An 18,551-nucleotide genomic window follows, 5' to 3' on the forward strand; every position below is an offset into this window, starting at 1 on the left:
ATCCTCTGTGATATACTGTAGCCACTATAACTTAATGAAATTTCTAAAACCATGAATATCAATCTAGAAGCATCAGAACAGCATGCTATTCAGGCATATGAAAATAATAAGATTCAGATAAATTCCATCATTTATGAGTCTAGTTTAATTGTTTCACGAGAAGAAATCATTATCGATGTTGCAATAAACAGCATAAAGGAAATCAATTCACCGTATTTGGAACTTATAACCAAATCAAATCCTGAAATAATCATCATCGGTCATGAAGATACTGGTGTATTTCCTCCTCTCTCAATAATCAGCGAATTATCAAGGATGGGAATTGGTATCGAAGCGATGTCAATAGGAGCAGCCTGCCGTACATACAACGTTTTATTAAGTGAACTTCGCAGGGTAGTCGCTGGTTTCATCTTTAAGTGAGAAGTACACAACCGCACTTCTCACTTATCAAAATTGAAACACTACCCTTTTAATTTTGAACCAGCTGATTGGACCTGTTGATTTATTAAGTCCTGTTGGTGAGCAACAATTTGTTTGAATAAACCATTGGTTTTTACTGCTTCATCTGCAGATATCTCAAGCCATGGGCTTTGATTATTTTCTCTTTTATGAAAACTCAACGTACCATCTGGAGAGAATCGTGCACTCATAAACCGATCATTGACATAAGCTGTGCCCGTGGTGCGGCTAATTCCAGCAACAAAGCCATGCGACCTGTCTTTCAGAACTCCCTTCAATTCCTGTGAATGCCCTCGCTCCATAGGTGCAGTAATTTGTTTCATGTAATCACTTATAAGCTCAATATCTTTAGCATGTTTTACTTGTGCCAGTTCTGATTTTATGGCGAAGAAGCCCCCGGATGACAGCACAGAACTTTTTGAAGTTAACTCATTAAATTCTTTTGCGACTTGTTCTGTAATTGCAACCTGTTGATCCGCTGAGACTGGCTGAAATTTCACCGAAGGATCACACGAAAAGGATATATGACTGTAGTGATGATTTTCAACCAATGCATTATAACCCTGGGGCAAGACGCGATGTAAAAAATATGGGAAGCTATATTTTGTAAACTCTTCATTAAATTGATAATCAGCGATATAATCATCCAGGGACGTATTGTCTTTAAGCTCCTTCATAAATGAACCTAACAGATCTTCTTTCACCCCAGCAGCTTTAATTGATAATACAAATGCATCTGTAGTTTGAGCATAATGAGCCAAACGATCCCCAAAGTTAGAACCAAACTTATCCTGTACTGCAATAGGTATATTGATGTTTTTTAGAGTTTCTATCTCTTGTTCTGATAAATTTTCATACAGGTGCTTCATGAGTTGGGTCATGGTCTTTGTGGGAGAGAATTCACTAATCAAACTGGAGCACTTTTTTAAAGTATCTAAAGACTCTGGATGTAAGCCATTTTCATCGATGTATTGAACCAACATATTAAAATAATCTTTAACATTTGACCTAAATTGAGCAACGATCATATCCGGGTTGGAAGCAGCTTCAGCATTGTACCAACTTAATGCCTGCTTCGGCGGTAGAGTATATGTTTTAGGGTCCATCGCAACAGCATTATTAATCATTCCGTATGGAGACGCCAATCCCCTATCTACAGCATTAACTGCTTGTGCCAATGCACCTGGACCAGAAATCCTAATTGTTGAGTCTTTTCTACCTGTCGTTCTATGGCTTTCATAATACTGAGATTGATGAGCCAGTTTATGCACCAAAGGTAAACTGTATAATTCGTCATAATTCCGCTGAATCACTTTTCGGTACGAATCAATCATGGGACCGTTTACTTCACTGGCAATCAGATCATTATTCAGTCCATTTGTCGTCTTATGAATTAAAATACCGTGTGTACACGATAAATTTCCTAGTGGTTCTCCTGGAAATACATCTTCAGCATCAAAATAAATACCACCCTGGTGGTATAAAATTTCAGCTCGCAAAATATCTGAAGCGGCGGCATAATTTGGCTGTTCAATAAATAATTCATCTTCATAATATTTTGAAGACGCCATATTCTCATAAATTTCACGTGGATAATTTACATCCTGCAATCGCTGTTGTTCCTTAATATCCGGATTAATGTCGTTAATTACAATGCCATTTGTTTTAGCCCAGAGTATCAAATTTTTATATAATTCCTGAAGTTCACTGGTTAAATAGGTTCTCGAATCCACCCATAAATTTAATGTGTAATCCGGGTTTTGCTTTTTCCAGTCAATCAGGTTTTTTTCACCATCCTCTCTTAATGTTCCGCCTAACCATATAGCATGGAGATTTTTCGGAATGATCTTGTCGGGCATTAAATTAGACTCCGTAATAAGCACTTAGGCTCATTATAGCACAGAAATCTTTATCTTGATTTATAACTGCCGTCTTGCTTCCAGGACATTAGGTATTTGCTCCAATTTAGTCAATAATCGGGACAAACTGTTTAATCCATCAATTTCCACTGTCAGTGTTATATACGCCATGTTTTCATGTTTATCTGTACTGGTTTGTAAGGAATAAACATGTGCTTTTTCATTAGAGAGTAATGAAGTAACGTCTTTTAATAATTCAGAGCGATCGAATGCTTTAATCAAGACATCCACAACGTAATTTTCTCGAGTAGAAGTACCCCAGTTAACTTGTAAGAAACGCTGTTTCTGCTTTTCGCTAGCATGAATTATGTTAGGACAATCCTTACGATGAATCGAAACTCCCCGACCTATAGTGATATAGCCCATAACTTCATCACCCGGAACAGGTTGACAGCATCGTGCCATAAAGGTTAACAGGTTACCGACACCCTCTATACGTAAATCACTTCCAGTTACTTCAGGCTTATGTTGAGGTTTGGCAAACTTGATTATATTGTGTTCAGTTGTCTCCGGAGGCGCCAGGCGATTCACTATCTGCCCTATTTTAATATCCCCACGACCAAGGCTGGCATAGAGATCATCAATTTTTTTATAGTTGAGGGCAACGACCACATCGCCAAGCTTATCCGATTTTATCCCCAGAGATTTCAATTCTTTATCTAATAATTCACGACCATCCTGCACATTGTCATCGTAATCCTGCATTTTGAACCAATGCAGAACTTTCGCTTTTGCTCTGGCAGTTTTTAAGTAATTTAGATGAGGATTTATCCAGTCCCTCGAAGGTTTGATTTCTTTCCCGGTCAATACTTCAACCCGATCGCCCGTTTTTAGTTGGTAAGTCAAAGGAACGATATGTCCATTGATTTTCGCCCCACGACATCTATGCCCCAAATCACTGTGCACATGATAAGCAAAATCCAAAGGAGTGACCCCTTGCTGTAAATCAAGAACATCTCCATCAGGAGTAAATACATAGACTCGATCTTCAAGGAACTCTGTTGCAATATTCTCTGCAACACCTTTATTGGTAGCCATTTCCTGATGCCATGCCAATACATCACGAAGCCATTCAATTTTTCTCTCATGACTTTCTTTTTGCTGAACACCACCTTCTTTATATTTCCAATGCGCAGCAACCCCCATTTCAGCTAGATCATGCATGTGAAACGTTCTGATTTGCACCTCAAATACTCGCCCTTCCGGACCTTCAACCGCAGTATGCAAGGATTGATATCCATTAGGTTTAGGATTGAAAATATAATCATCAAATTCAGCAGGAATTTGCTTCCACAAAGTATGAACCATTCCCAGAACTTCATAACATTGAGCTTCGGTATCGACTAAAACACGAACAGCGGTCGCATCATATATCTCATCCAGAGATACGTTCTTCCTCGTCATTTTTTTATAAATGCTATGAATGTGTTTCGATCTTCCGTACACAGCAAAATGCTGGGCGCCAGTAGCTTTAATCTGGTGATTTAATTGCCCCACAATCATGTTAACAAAATTATCCCTGTCCAGCCGCTTTGCTTTAAGCCCTTTTGCTATTGCTTTATATTCATCTGGATGCAGATAACGAAATGCCAGATCTTCCATTTCCCATTTTATCGCCCCGATACCCAAGCGATTTGCTAGAGGGGCATAAATTTCCATAGCTTCTGTTGCAAGCTGTATTCGTACCGCTTCAGATAAATGTCCTGCTGTACGCAAAACACACAAACGCTCTGCAAGTTTAATCAGAACAACGCGGACATCATCCACCATGGCCAATAACATTTTCCGGATATTGTCGATCTGATTTTTATTTTGAGGGTATTTATTCAGGGCCTGAAAATTATTCATGGCTCCCATCTTTTCAATACCCTTTACCAATTTTGCAATATTATGCCCTAATTGCTCTTCAACATCCTCATGAGACAAGTCAGAATAATGTACGTTTTCAAATATAATAGCCGCGGCTAGTGTTTCCTGATCCACTTCAAGATCGGCAAGTAAATCAGCCATGGACAAACCTTGTTGCAGACAAGACTGTCCTGTTTCAGTAGCATGTTCCTGTCCTGCGAGCTGACTTAAAGTACACGCATTACGAATGAGTTCAAGATTGTCCAAATACCCTTTGGAGCCAAGCTGATGAAGCCACATTTCAACATCAATACTTCCATCGGGCAGCAGTGGCGTCGTATCTTTTACTCTAACCATGAAATTTATCCTTTTTCAAACAAGGCTATTGATTCAACATGCGCAGTATGCGGAAACATATCCATCACACCCGCTTTAATCAATACATAGCCTTTTTGGTTTACCAGTACATCGGTATCTCTGGCTAATGTTATGGGATTACACGATACATAAACTATACGTTCAGGATTGATGGAGTCAATTTGTTTGACCAGTTCCAAGGCACCTGAACGAGGAGGATCAATAAGTATTTTGTTTACTGATTGGTGCGTCAGTTTACTGACTTCTGTAATATCATCTAAATTGGCTGCATAAAACTCCACATTGGACAAGCCATTCGCCTGAGCATTCATGTAGGCGCGATCGACCATGGTTTTACTGCCTTCAACACCAATAACTTTCGAACAAAATTTTGCCATCGGTAAAGAAAAATTTCCTAACCCACAAAATAAGTCTAGCACTTTATCAGAACTTTTCAGATCCATAAGCTCTATGGCCAGGGATACCATTTTTCTATTCAGCTCAGCATTAACCTGGGTGAAATCTGTCGGATGAAATTGAAACTTAATACCAAAGTCAGGCAATTGATACGTCAAATAATCACTGGCTTTTTCGGGATAATAACAATGTACAGTGTCCGGACCACCTGGCTGCAGAAATATTTTATAATGATACTGTTCAGCAAACTGTTGAATCTTAAGCTCGTCATTGGCATTGAGTGGCGATAAATTTCGAAATATCAACGCTATTTCAGAATCTCCAGCTGCAACCTCAATTTGAGCGATGCAATGTTTATCCTCCATAGAATCAATTAAGTTCCTCAAGGGGATAATGTCAGCGTCCAGTTTGGCGTGCAAAACAGGGCATTGAGTAATTTCAGCAATGTATCTCGGATTGTTCCGCTCCCTGAATCCAACGAGCGCAGACTGTTTTTTTTCCACAAAACGAACACTCAAGCGTGCTTTATTTCTGTAATTCCAGTGAGCACTTGTCAATGGGGGCAAAATGGATTGAGGACTGGTATGCCCAAAACGGGTTAATAAGTCCAACAATTGATCCTGTTTAAAATGTATTTGCTCCTGTTCATTCATATGTTGTAACGAACACCCACCACACAATTGATAATGTGGACATTTAGGTTCGACACGTAATGGTGATGGTTCAATGATGGAGAGCAATCTCCCTTCATCATAATCTTTTTTTACTCGAGTATATTGAAATTCAACCTGTTCATTGGGTAACGCACCTGAAATAAAAGTAGCTTTGCCATCGATACGCGCTACACCTTTGCCATCATGACTTAGATTATCAATATGTGCTCTTTGGGGGGCAGGATCCGGCCTGGATTTAACTCTCTTCATGGAAATTATCTCATTTAAGTATCACTTTATACAAAATTTGTGCTATTTTTAAAAGACTGCATGGATGCACAACATGAAATAAATGCTCATATAGTTAACATCTTAATCAAGGGAATGCATAATGTTGAAGAATATCACACGAGCTTTACCTTTGTCATTGTTAGTCGTTATCCCCCTTCATGCTAATAATGGCTCAAATAACTCCTATTTAATGCCTAAAACCCCTGTTGAACTTATGGAACAATACGGACCAGGCTTTGCCAGCCTGGAACACAAAAACTTAGGCGACCTTGTGCGATTACGCCTCTCTTCATCAAATTCATCTAGTGGCAGCTTCAAGTTAACCCTGCCAAACGGATTAAAACTTAGCTACGGTGAAATTGTCATGTACGCTGGCGATATTTTTGGAGACCCTGACAAAACAATCTCAAGCTGCTCTGAAAAAGAAAGGCTCTCCTGTTTTCAGGCACAGTTTGAGGCTATGGCGGTCAAAGGCACACTAAAGGATAAACAGTGTTCCAATCCAATAAATCAAGCGCTTAATATCAGAAATTATCTAATAGAGATCGAAAAAAAACTAGAATTATCACGCCAGAAGGGGCAAAGTGATTGGGATTTTTATAATAAAGAAGATGTAGACATCACCAGGAAATTAAACAAACTGACTTGCGGTGGATCAGTTATTAGCGCGTTCATTCCATTCGGTACTTATATTAAACTGGCAGAAGTCAATTACGATCATTTTGCGCCTGATTCCTTAATTGCTTATAAAACAGGCCATCGATTTGCATTAGAAACTGCATTGAAAGGATTTGCAAAAAAAGAAGCCGGACAAAATGAAGAAGCGCAGCAGTTACTCGAACTGGCTTATGCACAGAATGCTTTTGCAAACCATTACCTAACCGACTCATTCTCTGCTGGCCACATGAGAACACCACGACGCGCAATATCCGATAAAATACACTTGCCGGCCTCATTAAATCTTCTCATCGCTAACTTGATGCATAATGAGGACAATCAACACGGCTTAAATGTTGTGAATGCAGAAGGCACCAGTTGGACAGCCTATGGAGATGGCAATCTCTACAAACCAGAAGCTGAATTACAAAGAGCCGTTCTGCTTGATGCCATGCAACGATCAGCCGATGGAATTTATTCTACCTTCAGTACAGGGACAATACCCGACAGTTATCCGGAAATGAGCTTATTTCCCGACTATAATGCAATTGAGCAGTTAAATGATACTGCGCCTCTGTTTAAAGTAGAGAATGGCAAACTTTTAAAACGAGTTAAAAACAATGATTACTATGACCATCGTTGGACAAAGCACTGGAGTGGGTTCTTTACCTTGCTGGAGTTTCAGATAACTCAATAGATCTAAGGACACATCAGTGAAGAACCATTTTTAATAAATTTTTGCCTCAATTGATTTTTAACAGCCTGTCTCATCGTTTTATGTGACAGGCTTTAAATCAACAGCCAGAGGAAAATGATCCGAGTCACCACCATAATAGACTTGTGCATTAGTTTCAATAAAGGAGTTGTTGTAAAATATATGATCTAATTGTTGTTGCACCATAAATAAACCAAAGCGCCACTGCCAGGTACTTTTCTTTTTGCCCTGTTGGAATTGCACATCGGTAAATCCATGTTGATTTAAAAACTGGGTAACCAATCCCTGAGTACCCTCATTAAAATCACCAGCAATCACAGTTGGTAAATAAGGCTGGATGAATTGATAATAAAATTCGATTTCCCGCTCCCTGATAGCTGGCGTTGAAAAATAAGCACTCAAATTAAAATTCAAATTATCTTTACTGATTAATGGAGGAGTTAAGTGCAGATTCGCAATTTGCACTTTTCCGTAAGGGCTGGCAACATCAAAAATCCATCCAGGGTGCCAACCTATAAGAGAATGTGTATATTGCTGATCTCTTACTGGGTATTTAGTCAGTACAGCAAGTCCCCCGCCATCATCTTTAGGTTTAAATAGCTGATAAGGATAAAGTTCAGAAAGGTGCTCCTTAAAGTAGTTTTGCCAAAAGGCAGTCGCTTCCTGTAGCAAAACAATGTCACCATCCAACAGTTTTATTGCATCAACCGTTTTCTGCGGCGCAGTAATCGGCCAGGTACTGTTACCCCAGTTTATATTATACGTTACGATTCGGAGATGATTGATGTTTTTTTGTACCACACGATCATTGCCCATAAATTTAGCAGAGCATGAGGGCAATATTAAGAGAATGACAAACAATTGAAACCATGTTCTCCTAAATACCATTCTTAATCCTTAATTGTTCTATTCCAGTTCGTCACAAATAATTCCAAGCAGGAGGTTAAAGGACTCTATGGCTCGTACAGCACATATATCAATTTCCTGAATTGCACGCAGCAAATGATCTAGAAGCAGCTCATTTTAAAAAAAAATAATCGTTCAAAAGCTATCCCAATGGATTCATTATTACATAGTAATTCAATAAGTTATAGATTAACTCTCTTATACCACACGACTGTCCCATTAAAAATATCACGTCTTTCCGAGCGTAGCGAGGAATCTCCTGCAAATTGGTACAATCTGAATTAATGCATTAATTATCATTACCTTTTAAACTCTTTTTTTACAAGGAATTTAATGATGTCATCAGAAGATGTACCTGGATTTTTATATCATTTCGACACGCTCGAAGATCCAAGAATTGATAGAAAGAAATTGTATCCTTAAACGGAACTATTATTTTTTGAACAGGTTACAAAATACCAAAAAGAAATGTAAGGATATGAGCATTAGGCGCCTGCAGAAAAAGGCTGGCTGAGGAGACTCAACTCTTGATATGATTTTAATGGCTGCATTTTAATGGGATCGTGCAACCTTGCAGGAGATTCCTCGCTACGCTCGGAAAGACGTCATATTTTTAATGAGACAGCCGTGTCTTATACCAGCACTTTTTCAATTCAGCGAACCACAGAGCAGTTTCAATTTAAATAATTTGGATTGGTTTATTGATTTAATTAGTCACCCATATAATACTAAACCTAAGTCCATTGAATATTCACTATTAAAGAATTATTACGGAAAATAATTAATCTAGAGGAAAAGTATGTCCATCAAACTAAAAAAAGGATTTTGGCTCATATCATTATGCTCCCTTCTATCGTTCTATATATCCTCATCAACTGCATGTACTCGTATACTTGTTACGGATAAAAAAAACGCAGTCATGGTAGGTCGCAGCATGGACTGGAATGAAGACATGGGTACCAATTTGATTGTTTATCCCAGAAATATCAGTCGATCCGGCAGTGATCCAGCGAGCATGACTCAAAGCAACTGGATATCATGGATTTCAAAATATGGGAGTATTGTGGCTACAGGATATGAAGATTTTACAACAGATGGGTTTAACGAAATGGGACTTGCCGCCCATGTCCTATGGCTGGAGGAGACCGACTATGGAATTCGCGATCTATCCAAACCCGGTTTATCCATTACTCAATGGATGCAATACTATCTTGATAACTTTAAAAATGTAGAAGATGCCGTCCATTTTACCCAATCCAATCCAATTCAAATCACCCCATATTTTCACCCAGCCACACAACAATGGGGAAAATTACATTTGGTTCTTGATGATGCTTCTGGCGATTCTGCAATTTTCGAATACATCAACGGAACATTGAACATCTACCATGATAGAAATAACACCACAGTAACCAATGATCCAACTTATGATAAGCAACTAACTAACTTAACTCGATACAAAGTATTTGGCGGTAGCAAACCCTTACCCGGTACTACCAGTTCCACACATCGTTTTGTTCGCGCCCATTTTTATTCACTAGCCTTACCAGAGTTCAGCTCAACACAAAATGAGTTGGCCGGGATATTGGCAATAATGAATAATGTGGCTTATCCCTACTCTTCAAAAAATACATCATTAACTATATGGCGTGTTGTTTCAGACTTAACCAATAAAATTTATTATTTTCAATCTACAGAAAACCAGAATTTAATTACGGTACATCTGGATCGTTTTGATCTCAACCAGAATGTGATTAAAAAACTGGATTTGGCTAATCATCCTGAATACGTCGGAGACATGTCCGACAAATTTAAGGTGGTTGACCAGGTGTTGTAGACCATTTTTAACCACATCAGAACCGTGCACCCTGATGTTGAAAACCCTTTGAGACGGCGCGTTAACCTAATGTGCATGATGATAAAGATCGGTGTCGCGCCTCCTTCAGGCGAACGGTTCACGTGACATTAGGTTTAAAAAGACTAAAGTCCTGAAAAAGAGGAAATGGATAAAATCCTAACAAATACTCTCACTCAAGCACATGTTACTGATATAATTAAAACATTCATTTCTGCAGAAAGAATCTATTCAGCAATAAAATAAAAAGGAACACGATTTGCCAAAACACAATAACGAATTATTTCAACTGGATCAATTCCCTCTCTTTGATAAAAAGCTGGCGCTAAAAAATTGCGGAAACGAATCCATTTTATTAGAGTTGCTCACTTTAATGACATTAAAACAAATACCCGATGATTTAAATCGTATTAAAACTGCATTTAATAATCAGGACTATCCTTTAGTAGAACGCATAGCTCATAGAATTAAAAGTGGCGCGATGTATCTGGGTACAACACGTATGAAATTAGCCTGTCAGTATGTTGAAAAATATTGGAAATCAGGCGAGCGTGAATTATTCAATCAATTGTATGCTCAGGCAGTCCAGGTGATTGAAGAGACAGGACAATATATTGCTGATTGGTTACAAAAACAGATAGTTAAATAAGTTGTCTGGCACATTCTCACAGGATTCAAACTTAACGCATTTAGATAGACAACAAATGCAGACCCGCCATAAGAATACAGATTAGAGTAATGATGAACACCATTCTTAATTGCAAATATCTTTGTGCTTTTACAACACCATGATGAGCCATAACTCTAAGATGCCCTAATTTCTTTTTTGACATTCTGGTAAAACGATTAACAGGTCGTCCATTAGATTTAAACAGGATTGGAGTGGATTTTTGAAAATAGGCCGATCCATAATCCACAAGTAATTGTTCTCCCGGCATAACATCACGTGTTGTAAGGTATACCATGAAAGACAAGCCGTTTATTATGTAAATACTGCATTTGGAATTTGAAAACAGCTGATTTGAAGAGTCAGCAGACGGTGCATTTGTATCAGGATTTGGCGCATGATTGATAAATCGTGTTATATTCCCGTAATTTCTGCCATCAAGAATCATACTCAAACTGTCTCCGTTCTGTTTGTATGAATAATTTAAGATGGATGGTAGATTGACTTGTTTTACTCCAGTGTAGATCCCCAAGAACTCACCTGCTTTTATTGGCTCTCTGCAAAATACACCAAATCCCATAACTGGATTGATATAGCGTAATTCGAGTCTGGACAGATTGGCGGTGTGTCCAAAAACTTCATAAAAAGGTTCTTTATCAGGATAAAACAAATCTCCATTTACCGAAGAAGGAAGCTGATCAACAGTAAAAGTATCATTAATGACGAAATCTTCAGAATATTCAAAAGAATCTCTCATTAATGTACTGACAATTTTATTTAACTGCATAACAGAAATTAATTCAGTAGCTGGTTTCGTTCCATCTATAGAAAAATAGAGTTCCTCCGGTACTTTATTCTGTTGAAATTGACAAGAGGGTTGTATTTTAAAAACACAAAGATTGGGATTATCTGCGTGCAATAAAGTTTTATAAACAAAAACAGCAGAATAAAATAATTGCGTAATGTTATCATACTCATAAAGATAAACATGATCAGCTGAATGCACAAAAGGCTCTGATAATAAAGGATGAACAAAATCTTCCTGCTTGATAAATTCACTTAGAGGCACTTCGCGTTTATCAGGAAAGGAACACACTCCGCTATTAAGATTAATCGCCACGGAATGATCATTTGAGTCAGGATTTTTATTAGTAAGAGAAATAGTAACCAATTTTACTCCCTGATTAGTGCTTTCAGCCCTCGGAATTCCCCAATCATGAGCGCTGCGAAGAATCTCCCAAAACAATTGATATATCTGATTAAGAAAAACTCTTAAATTAATTGACCTCTATTTTAAACAATAAACCATGAGTTTTTCATAATTCGTTTATTTATTATATAGTAACTCCCAAGGTTGTGGATAAGATTGGTTTTAAGGTAACCAATACGTACTCACGTCATCCTGAACGAAGTGAAGGATCTCCTGAATCTGGCTCGGTTCCGGGCAGTTTGAGATCCTTCGCTACGCTCAGGATGACGTACCAGGGGAGTTACTTATTATATAGTAACTAGACCTCCAGAAGCATTACAACCATTTCAAGACACTGATAACATAAACAATCCTGGCCAGCCTCTGAATTTGCTCCTGCCTCTTATAAACAAGCTCGATAGGATTTTTAAAATTATCCGGAATTTTTGTATCAAGTACAGTGAGGAAGAAATCACTAAAAAACGTCCCAAAAGACTAGAAGGAAAAATAGGAAGATAGTGACCACCCGGATATGAGCAGTTTAAAATGGGTGAACCCACCAATTCTATTATTTACCACATTCGGGAGGTATAAAACTCACCCTATACCTAGAAAGATAATGAATAGAATTGGATTTCACTAAAAGGTGCAATACCATTTATGAGATTAGGAAATAATTTACTCTGTAGACAAAGAAGCAATAAATTCGGTCACCTGTTTTGGCGTTAATTCATAGGTCTGACCTCGAGTCAAAAATCTGGGCATGGACAGCATCCCATAACGGATTCGAATCAAACGGCTTACCTCGACTCCTTGCGACTCCCAAAGCCGTCTGACCTCACGATTTCTTCCTTCATTTAAGGTAACATGATACCAGCTGTTAGTGCCTTCACCACCACGAAACTCGATTTTGGTAAATTGAGCCATGCCATCATCCAATTGAACACCTTTTTGTAAATTCACTAATGCTTCAGGACTTACCTGACCATGAACCCTAACTGCATACTCTCGCTCCAAACCGTATTTTGGATGCATCAGTTGGTTGGCTAATTCTCCATCATTAGTAAAAATAAGTAACCCTGAAGTATTCAGATCCAGCCTTCCTACCTGAACCCAACGGCCTTGGCGAAGATGGGGCAAATTATCAAATACGGTTTTCTCGAACTTAGGATCATGTCGGCTGGAAATTTCACCTACAGGCTTATGATATAGGAGTATTCGAGTATTTTGTTTAATTTTTAATGGATTAGAAATCAGTTTACCTTTTACGGTAATTTTATCATTCGCTCCAGCAGAGTCACCTAACTTAACGGGCTTACCATTAACCTGAATCCAACCATTTTCTATCCAACGTTCCATTTCACGACGAGAACCAAGTCCAGCCTGGCTTAATATTTTTTGTAACCGTTCATTGCTCATTCAGTAATACACTCTTCATTAGGTTGGTTTGCACTATGCAAAGTTAATGTTTCCAAAACTTCAGGCAGGGATGGAAGTTCATGTAAATAAGTCAAATTAAAATAATTTAAAAACTCTTTGGTTGTAGTATATACAGCCGGTTTCCCGGCAACGTCCTTATGACCGGCAATACGAATCCATTCTCTCTCCATCAAGGTTTTCATGATGTGACTGCTCACCGCAACACCACGTATTTCCTCTATATCGGCCCTTGTCACAGGTTGCTTATAAGCAATTATTGCCAAAGTTTCAAGTAATGCACGCGAGTATTTACTCGGTTTTTCTATTTGTAATCGAGCGATCCAGTTGCTGTAGGAAGATTTCGTTTGCATCTGATATCCTCCAGCCACCTCAATTAACTCAAATGAGCGAGTCTCATAATCGGTTTGTAACTGAGAAATAATTTGTTTTAATTGAACACGATCAGGACGCTCCCACTCATCAAATACTTCGAGCAACTGATCCAGGGAAAGAGGATCGGAACTACTCAACAAAAGTGCTTCAACTATATTTTTTAGTTCATTTTCATCCATATCACGCAGCCTGTAGATGGATGGGAGAAAAAGGCTGATTTTGAGTGATGACGATTAAAGATTGTCTTGCCAACTCAAGAATGGCTAACAAAGAAACAACTAATCCCATGCGTCCTTCTTCGGGGAGAAACAATTGGGTAAATTCCAAGACCTTATGCTCCTGTAGCTTTAATAAAACAAGACTCATGCGCTCACGAACAGACATTGCCTCTCTGGCAATTTGATGATGAGTCATTTGTTCTTCTCGCAACAATAATCCTTTCATTGCCTCAATCAAATCAGATAACTCAACATCAGGATGAACTTTTATTGTTTCAATTTCATCTGGAGTAATTTGAATAATAAAATTATCCCTGTCTTTTCGAGGAAGAGCATCAAGTAGTTGGGCGGCTTCCTTGATTTGTTCATAAGCCTGTAACTTTCTAACCAAAGTCATACGAGGATCTTCCTCTTCCCCATCTTCAGAGTTTGGGGTAACAGGAAGCAATAATCGTGATTTGATTTCCGCTAGCATTGCTGCCATGAGTAAGTAATCAGCGGCCAATTCGAGCCGTCTGCATTCCATCAATTGAATGTATTGGAGATATTGCCGAGTAATGCTGACCATGGGAATATCCAGAATATCTATATTTTGTTTGCGAATGAGATATAAAAGCAGATCCAATGGCCCGCTAAATGAATCCAACAAAACTTCCAATGCATCCGGCGGTATAAATAAGTCATCAGGAACCTGAGTAAGTTCCACTCCATCAACAATGGCTCTTATCTCAGGTTTATTGGATAACTCGACATTCATTAATAATCCAATCCCATTACTTCTCTAACGGTATTCATATTTTTAATAGCTTCCTCCCGGGCAGCCTCACTTCCTTCAGAAACGATGCGTTTCACTGAACCCAAATCAGATTCATAATCCGCTATTGATTCCTGAATAGGTTGCAATTCCTGATTAATTGCATCAATTACCGGACGTTTACAGTCTATGCACCCGATACCCGCAGATCGGCATCCTGTTTGTACCCAATCTTTAACATCATCTTTTGAATAAATTTTATGAAATTGCCAAACCGGACATTTTTCAGGTTCGCCAGGATCGGTACGCTTGATTCGAGCGGGATCTGTAGGCATTGTTAAAACTTTCTTTTCCACTTGCGCCGGTTCTTCACGCAACATAATCGTATTATGATAGGATTTTGACATTTTTTGACCATCAGTCCCGGGCATTTTAGCTATTTCAGTTAGCAATGGTTGAGGTTCTGGTAATATAATTTTACCACTGCCTTCGAGGTAGCCCAATAAACGCTCTTTATCACCAATAGAAAGGTTTGATTGATCCTCAAGAAGCGCTTGAGCAGTTTTTATTGCTTCATGGACTCCATGTTCCTGAAATTGTCTTCGTAAATCGGTGTAAATTTTGCTGTTTTTCTTACCCATTTTCTTTATTGCTTCAGTCGCCAATTCTTCAAAATTGGCTTCTTTGCCATAAATATGGTTAAACCGACGAGCTATCTCGCGTGTTAATTCAATATGAGCGACCTGATCCTCACCAACAGGAACATAATCCGCGTGATACAATAACACATCCGCGCTTTGTAATACCGGATATCCTAAAAACCCATAAGTAGACAAATCTTTTTCTTTTATTTTCTCTTGCTGGTCTTTAAAACTAGGGACTCGCTCTAACCATCCAAGCGGCGTTATCATCGATAAAAGCAAATGCAACTCAGCATGTTCGGGCACCCATGATTGGATAAATAGTTTAGACAGCCCAGGATTTACTCCACAAGCGAGCCAATCGATGATCATGTCCCAAAGGTGATTTTTTATAAAACTTGAATGTTCGTATTGTGTAGTCAAGCCGTGCCAATCGGCAGCAAAAAAGAAGCAATCGTATTGATGTTGTAATTTAATCCAGTTTTTTAAAACACCGTGATAGTGTCCAAGATGTAATCTTCCACTGACACGCATTCCAGAAACCACTCGTTTATTGGAAGTAAATAATGCTGACATCAATATCCTCTTTATTTGTTAAAAATCATACAAAAGTCTGAAATTTGTCTTAATTTCATAATCCTGAACGCAATGAAATATCTCCAATTACTGACCTATGCCAGTTGAGGAGACTGTTCACAGCGGTCAATCCGTGGAAATTCGAAGTATAGCGCTTGCTTATAGAGCAACCGAATTCCCGCGGCTTGAACGCGAGATCCAATATCTAAACTCCGCAATCCTGGATTCCGCGGTCAAGCCGCGGAAATTCGAAGTGTAGAACTTGCTCGTACCTTCATCGAATTCCCCCGGCTCGAACGCGAGATCCAATATCTAAACTCCGCAATCCCGGATTCAGCGGTCAAGCCGCGGAAATTCGAAGTGTAGAACTTGCTCGTACCTTCATCGAGTTCCCACGGCTCGAACGCGAGATCCAATATCTAAACTCCGCAATCCTGGATTCCGCGGTCAAGCCGCGGAAATTCGAAGTGTAGAACTTGCTCGTACCTTCATCGAGTTCCCCCGGCTCGAACGCGAGACCTAATATCTAATCTCCGGAATCCTGGATTCCGCGGTCAAGCCGCAGATATTCGGTTTATAGGCATAGCTATTACCATCACCGAATTCCCACGGCTCGAACGCGGGATCCAATATCTAAACTCCGCAATCCTGGATTCCGCGGTCAAGCCGCGGAAATTCGAAGTGTAGAACTTGCTCGTACCTTCATCGAGTTCCCCCTGCTCGAACGCGAGATCCAATATCTAAACTCCGCAATCCTGGATTCCGCGGTCAAGCCGCGGATATTCGGTTTATAGGCATAGCTATTACCATCACCGAATTCCCGCGGCTTGACCGCGGGATCCAGTAGTTTAACACCGTACCCCAGAACACTAAGTTAAACCGCAGGGCAAAAATCTCAAATAGTCCAACAGTCAACAGCAAATTCAACCTGAAAAAATCCCCATAGTGACTAAGAAATCTCACAATCATTAACTAACTGGACTGATTTTACTCAAACCAGACTTTGCTATCAAATTCTCAAAGCTCTGAACCCAAATAAATCACCTCGATTTATCTAAAAGGCTCGGGATCACCTTTCCCTTCTCGGATAATAACCGGATAATCACCAGTTAAATCGACTACAGTGGTAGGTTCATGCCCACAGTTGCCGCCATCAATAATCAAATCAGTCTGATTGCCTAAAAGATCCTTGATTGCTTCAGGTTCACTTAACGGTGCCTGAGCTCCTGGAAGTATCAAAGTAGTGCTCATCAAGGGTGCCTCAAGACTATCCAAAAGAGACAACGTAATTGTATTATCAGGTACCCTAAGCCCCAAAGTTCGTTTTTTAGGATGAAGCATCAAACGAGGAACTTCATGTGTTGCATTAAGAATAAAAGTATACGATCCAGGCGTAAAGGCTTTTAAAAGCCTGAAAATGGAGTTGGATACTTTGGCATAAGTGCCGAGTTGAGACAAATCACGACAAACCAGAGTCATGTTGTGATTTTTATCTAACTGCCTTAAACGCCTGATCCGTTCAAGAGCTGATTTATTGCCCAGGCTACAGCCCAAGGCATAACCCGAATCGGTTGGATAGACTATTAATCCACCATCTTCAATAATGGATACCGCTTTTCTAAGTAAGCGAGCCTGTGGATTATCAGGATGTAATGCATAAAACTGACTCATAAAGTCCCCTGTTCAATGTTCCATTCTTGCCAAATAGGCGTACAGTTTACTGGTAGTTTCTGTTGACGTCCAAGATTTATTCGAGATAATGCATCACTATGGTAATCAGAACCAGATGAAGCCAACAAATTAAAACGCAAACATGTTGCTGCCATCTCTTTTATCTGAGACACATTCATTTCTCCGGAAACCACTTCCAGACCTTCTCCACCAGCTTCTTTAAACACATTGATTAACTCATGCAATTTTGAACGCGTCAATCCATATTTAAGCGGATGAGCTATTACAGCCTGCCCTCCCGAATGAATAATTCCCTCCACTGCTTCCTGTATACTAATCCAGGGTGTTGGAATATAAGCAGCTTTACCTCGTCCCAGAAACTGTTTAAACGCAGATTTCATATCTCGAGTCTTACCTTCGTTTATTAAAATCTGAGCAAAATGAGGACGCCCGACGCGCTCATGTCCGGCAATCTGACATGCTTTTTCATAAGCATTATCGATTCCAACCAATTGAAGCGACTCGCCTATTTGTTTGGCGCGAGCCACTCGACTGCCGTTCTGATGAGCGATTAATTCATTAAGCTCAGGAGTATGATTCAGTTGGTAGCCCAGAATATGAATATCGTATTTTTTCCACCGCGTACTGAACTCGATACCAGTAACAATTTTAATTCCAGTATGTTGTGCTGCCTGGTTCAAAGCCACATAACCAGCGACAGTGTCATGATCAGTAAGAGACAAGCATTTAATCTGATGATGCAGCGCTTTTTGAATCAATTCTTCCGGGCTAAGTGCTCCATCTGAAAAATAACTGTGGCAATGAAGATCGATCATAAAAAGGATAACCACTTTAAAAAAACAAAAATTATAGCATATTTATACATTTAATCAGACAGAATATGGTTTATTAAATAACAAAATATTCCCCGAAATCCTTGAATTAC

General features: G+C 39.2%; 15 protein-coding genes. 4 read left to right on the forward strand and 11 right to left on the reverse strand.

From position 1 onward, the window contains the following. Positions 1-51 precede the first annotated feature (51 nt). A complete protein-coding gene (locus tag ELY21_RS03430) occupies positions 52-420 on the forward strand; it encodes an Mth938-like domain-containing protein (protein WP_127106911.1) in 369 nt (122 codons plus the stop codon). A 41-nt stretch (positions 421-461) separates the two neighbouring features. Here the strand turns inward: ELY21_RS03430 and ELY21_RS03435 are convergent, their stop codons facing one another. The 3 genes from ELY21_RS03435 to rlmD are packed head-to-tail and all read right to left on the reverse strand — an operon-like array spanning position 462 to position 5,923. After that, entirely contained in the window at positions 462-2,318 is a 1,857-nt protein-coding gene (locus ELY21_RS03435; RefSeq protein WP_127106913.1) for a TcdA/TcdB catalytic glycosyltransferase domain-containing protein, read from the reverse strand. 60 nt (positions 2,319-2,378) lie between these two features. Continuing rightward, entirely contained in the window at positions 2,379-4,583 is a 2,205-nt protein-coding gene (gene relA / locus ELY21_RS03440) for a GTP diphosphokinase (protein ID WP_127106915.1), read from the reverse strand. A 5-nt stretch (positions 4,584-4,588) separates the two neighbouring features. Further along, a complete protein-coding gene (rlmD, locus tag ELY21_RS03445) occupies positions 4,589-5,923 on the reverse strand; it encodes a 23S rRNA (uracil(1939)-C(5))-methyltransferase RlmD (protein WP_127106917.1) in 1,335 nt (444 codons plus the stop codon). A gap of 121 nt (positions 5,924-6,044) precedes the next feature. Here rlmD and ELY21_RS03450 point away from each other — a divergent pair, with 121 nt between their 5' ends. After that, positions 6,045-7,298: a phospholipase gene (locus ELY21_RS03450; RefSeq protein WP_127106919.1), complete on the forward strand. Its 1,254-nt coding sequence runs from the start codon at positions 6,045-6,047 to the stop codon at positions 7,296-7,298. A gap of 78 nt (positions 7,299-7,376) precedes the next feature. Here the strand turns inward: ELY21_RS03450 and ELY21_RS03455 are convergent, their stop codons facing one another. Next, a complete protein-coding gene (locus ELY21_RS03455; protein ID WP_127106921.1) occupies positions 7,377-8,204 on the reverse strand; it encodes an endonuclease/exonuclease/phosphatase family protein in 828 nt (275 codons plus the stop codon). Between the two features lie 817 nt (positions 8,205-9,021). Between ELY21_RS03455 and ELY21_RS03460 the strand changes: the two genes are divergently transcribed. Both ELY21_RS03460 and ELY21_RS03465 read left to right on the forward strand, forming a co-directional pair. Then, on the forward strand, positions 9,022-10,059 hold the full coding sequence (locus ELY21_RS03460) for a linear amide C-N hydrolase (protein WP_127106923.1): 1,038 nt from the start codon (positions 9,022-9,024) through the stop codon (positions 10,057-10,059). A 277-nt stretch (positions 10,060-10,336) separates the two neighbouring features. Next, positions 10,337-10,726 (forward strand): Hpt domain-containing protein, encoded by a 390-nt coding sequence (locus ELY21_RS03465; protein WP_127106925.1) that lies wholly within the window; start codon positions 10,337-10,339, stop codon positions 10,724-10,726. A 40-nt stretch (positions 10,727-10,766) separates the two neighbouring features. Here ELY21_RS03465 and ELY21_RS03470 read toward each other — a convergent pair whose 3' ends face one another. From ELY21_RS03470 to ELY21_RS03500, 7 genes are all read right to left on the reverse strand, one after another. Beyond that, positions 10,767-11,915, reverse strand: coding sequence for an SET domain-containing protein-lysine N-methyltransferase (locus tag ELY21_RS03470; RefSeq protein ID WP_127106927.1), 1,149 nt, complete (start codon positions 11,913-11,915; stop codon positions 10,767-10,769). A gap of 696 nt (positions 11,916-12,611) precedes the next feature. Further along, positions 12,612-13,352, reverse strand: coding sequence for a 23S rRNA pseudouridine(2605) synthase RluB (gene rluB / locus ELY21_RS03475; protein WP_127106929.1), 741 nt, complete (start codon positions 13,350-13,352; stop codon positions 12,612-12,614). Then, complete coding sequence (gene scpB, locus ELY21_RS03480; protein WP_127106931.1) at positions 13,349-13,924, reverse strand: SMC-Scp complex subunit ScpB; 576 nt, start codon at positions 13,922-13,924, stop codon at positions 13,349-13,351. The genes rluB and scpB overlap by 4 nt, the downstream gene beginning before the upstream one ends. 1 nt (position 13,925) lies before the next feature. Next, positions 13,926-14,720 carry a ScpA family protein gene (locus ELY21_RS03485; RefSeq protein ID WP_028384554.1) on the reverse strand — a complete coding sequence of 265 codons (795 nt, stop codon included), beginning with the start codon at positions 14,718-14,720 and terminating at the stop codon, positions 13,926-13,928. Then, positions 14,720-15,934: a tryptophan--tRNA ligase gene (locus ELY21_RS03490; RefSeq protein ID WP_127106933.1), complete on the reverse strand. Its 1,215-nt coding sequence runs from the start codon at positions 15,932-15,934 to the stop codon at positions 14,720-14,722. The genes ELY21_RS03485 and ELY21_RS03490 overlap by 1 nt, the downstream gene beginning before the upstream one ends. A 1,050-nt stretch (positions 15,935-16,984) precedes the next feature. Beyond that, positions 16,985-17,605: an L-threonylcarbamoyladenylate synthase gene (locus ELY21_RS03495; RefSeq protein ID WP_028384552.1), complete on the reverse strand. Its 621-nt coding sequence runs from the start codon at positions 17,603-17,605 to the stop codon at positions 16,985-16,987. After that, entirely contained in the window at positions 17,602-18,441 is an 840-nt protein-coding gene (locus ELY21_RS03500; RefSeq protein ID WP_199741628.1) for a PHP domain-containing protein, read from the reverse strand. The genes ELY21_RS03495 and ELY21_RS03500 overlap by 4 nt, the downstream gene beginning before the upstream one ends. Between the last annotated feature and the right edge of the window lie 110 nt (positions 18,442-18,551).

Source organism: Legionella sp. km535 (assembly GCF_003990085.1).
Lineage (GTDB): Bacteria > Pseudomonadota > Gammaproteobacteria > Legionellales > Legionellaceae > Legionella > Legionella moravica.

Coding starts and splice junctions, on each gene's coding strand:
- ELY21_RS03430 (WP_127106911.1), top strand. CDS start 52: ATGAATATCAATCTAGAAGCATCAGAACAGCATGCTATTCAGGCATAT.
- ELY21_RS03435 (WP_127106913.1), bottom strand. CDS start 2,318: ATGCCCGACAAGATCATTCCGAAAAATCTCCATGCTATATGGTTAGGC.
- relA (WP_127106915.1), bottom strand. CDS start 4,583: ATGGTTAGAGTAAAAGATACGACGCCACTGCTGCCCGATGGAAGTATT.
- rlmD (WP_127106917.1), bottom strand. CDS start 5,923: ATGAAGAGAGTTAAATCCAGGCCGGATCCTGCCCCCCAAAGAGCACAT.
- ELY21_RS03450 (WP_127106919.1), top strand. CDS start 6,045: ATGTTGAAGAATATCACACGAGCTTTACCTTTGTCATTGTTAGTCGTT.
- ELY21_RS03455 (WP_127106921.1), bottom strand. CDS start 8,204: ATGGTATTTAGGAGAACATGGTTTCAATTGTTTGTCATTCTCTTAATA.
- ELY21_RS03460 (WP_127106923.1), top strand. CDS start 9,022: ATGTCCATCAAACTAAAAAAAGGATTTTGGCTCATATCATTATGCTCC.
- rluB (WP_127106929.1), bottom strand. CDS start 13,352: ATGAGCAATGAACGGTTACAAAAAATATTAAGCCAGGCTGGACTTGGT.
- scpB (WP_127106931.1), bottom strand. CDS start 13,924: ATGGATGAAAATGAACTAAAAAATATAGTTGAAGCACTTTTGTTGAGT.
- ELY21_RS03485 (WP_028384554.1), bottom strand. CDS start 14,720: ATGAATGTCGAGTTATCCAATAAACCTGAGATAAGAGCCATTGTTGAT.
- ELY21_RS03490 (WP_127106933.1), bottom strand. CDS start 15,934: ATGTCAGCATTATTTACTTCCAATAAACGAGTGGTTTCTGGAATGCGT.
- ELY21_RS03495 (WP_028384552.1), bottom strand. CDS start 17,605: ATGAGTCAGTTTTATGCATTACATCCTGATAATCCACAGGCTCGCTTA.
- ELY21_RS03500 (WP_199741628.1), bottom strand. CDS start 18,441: ATGATCGATCTTCATTGCCACAGTTATTTTTCAGATGGAGCACTTAGC.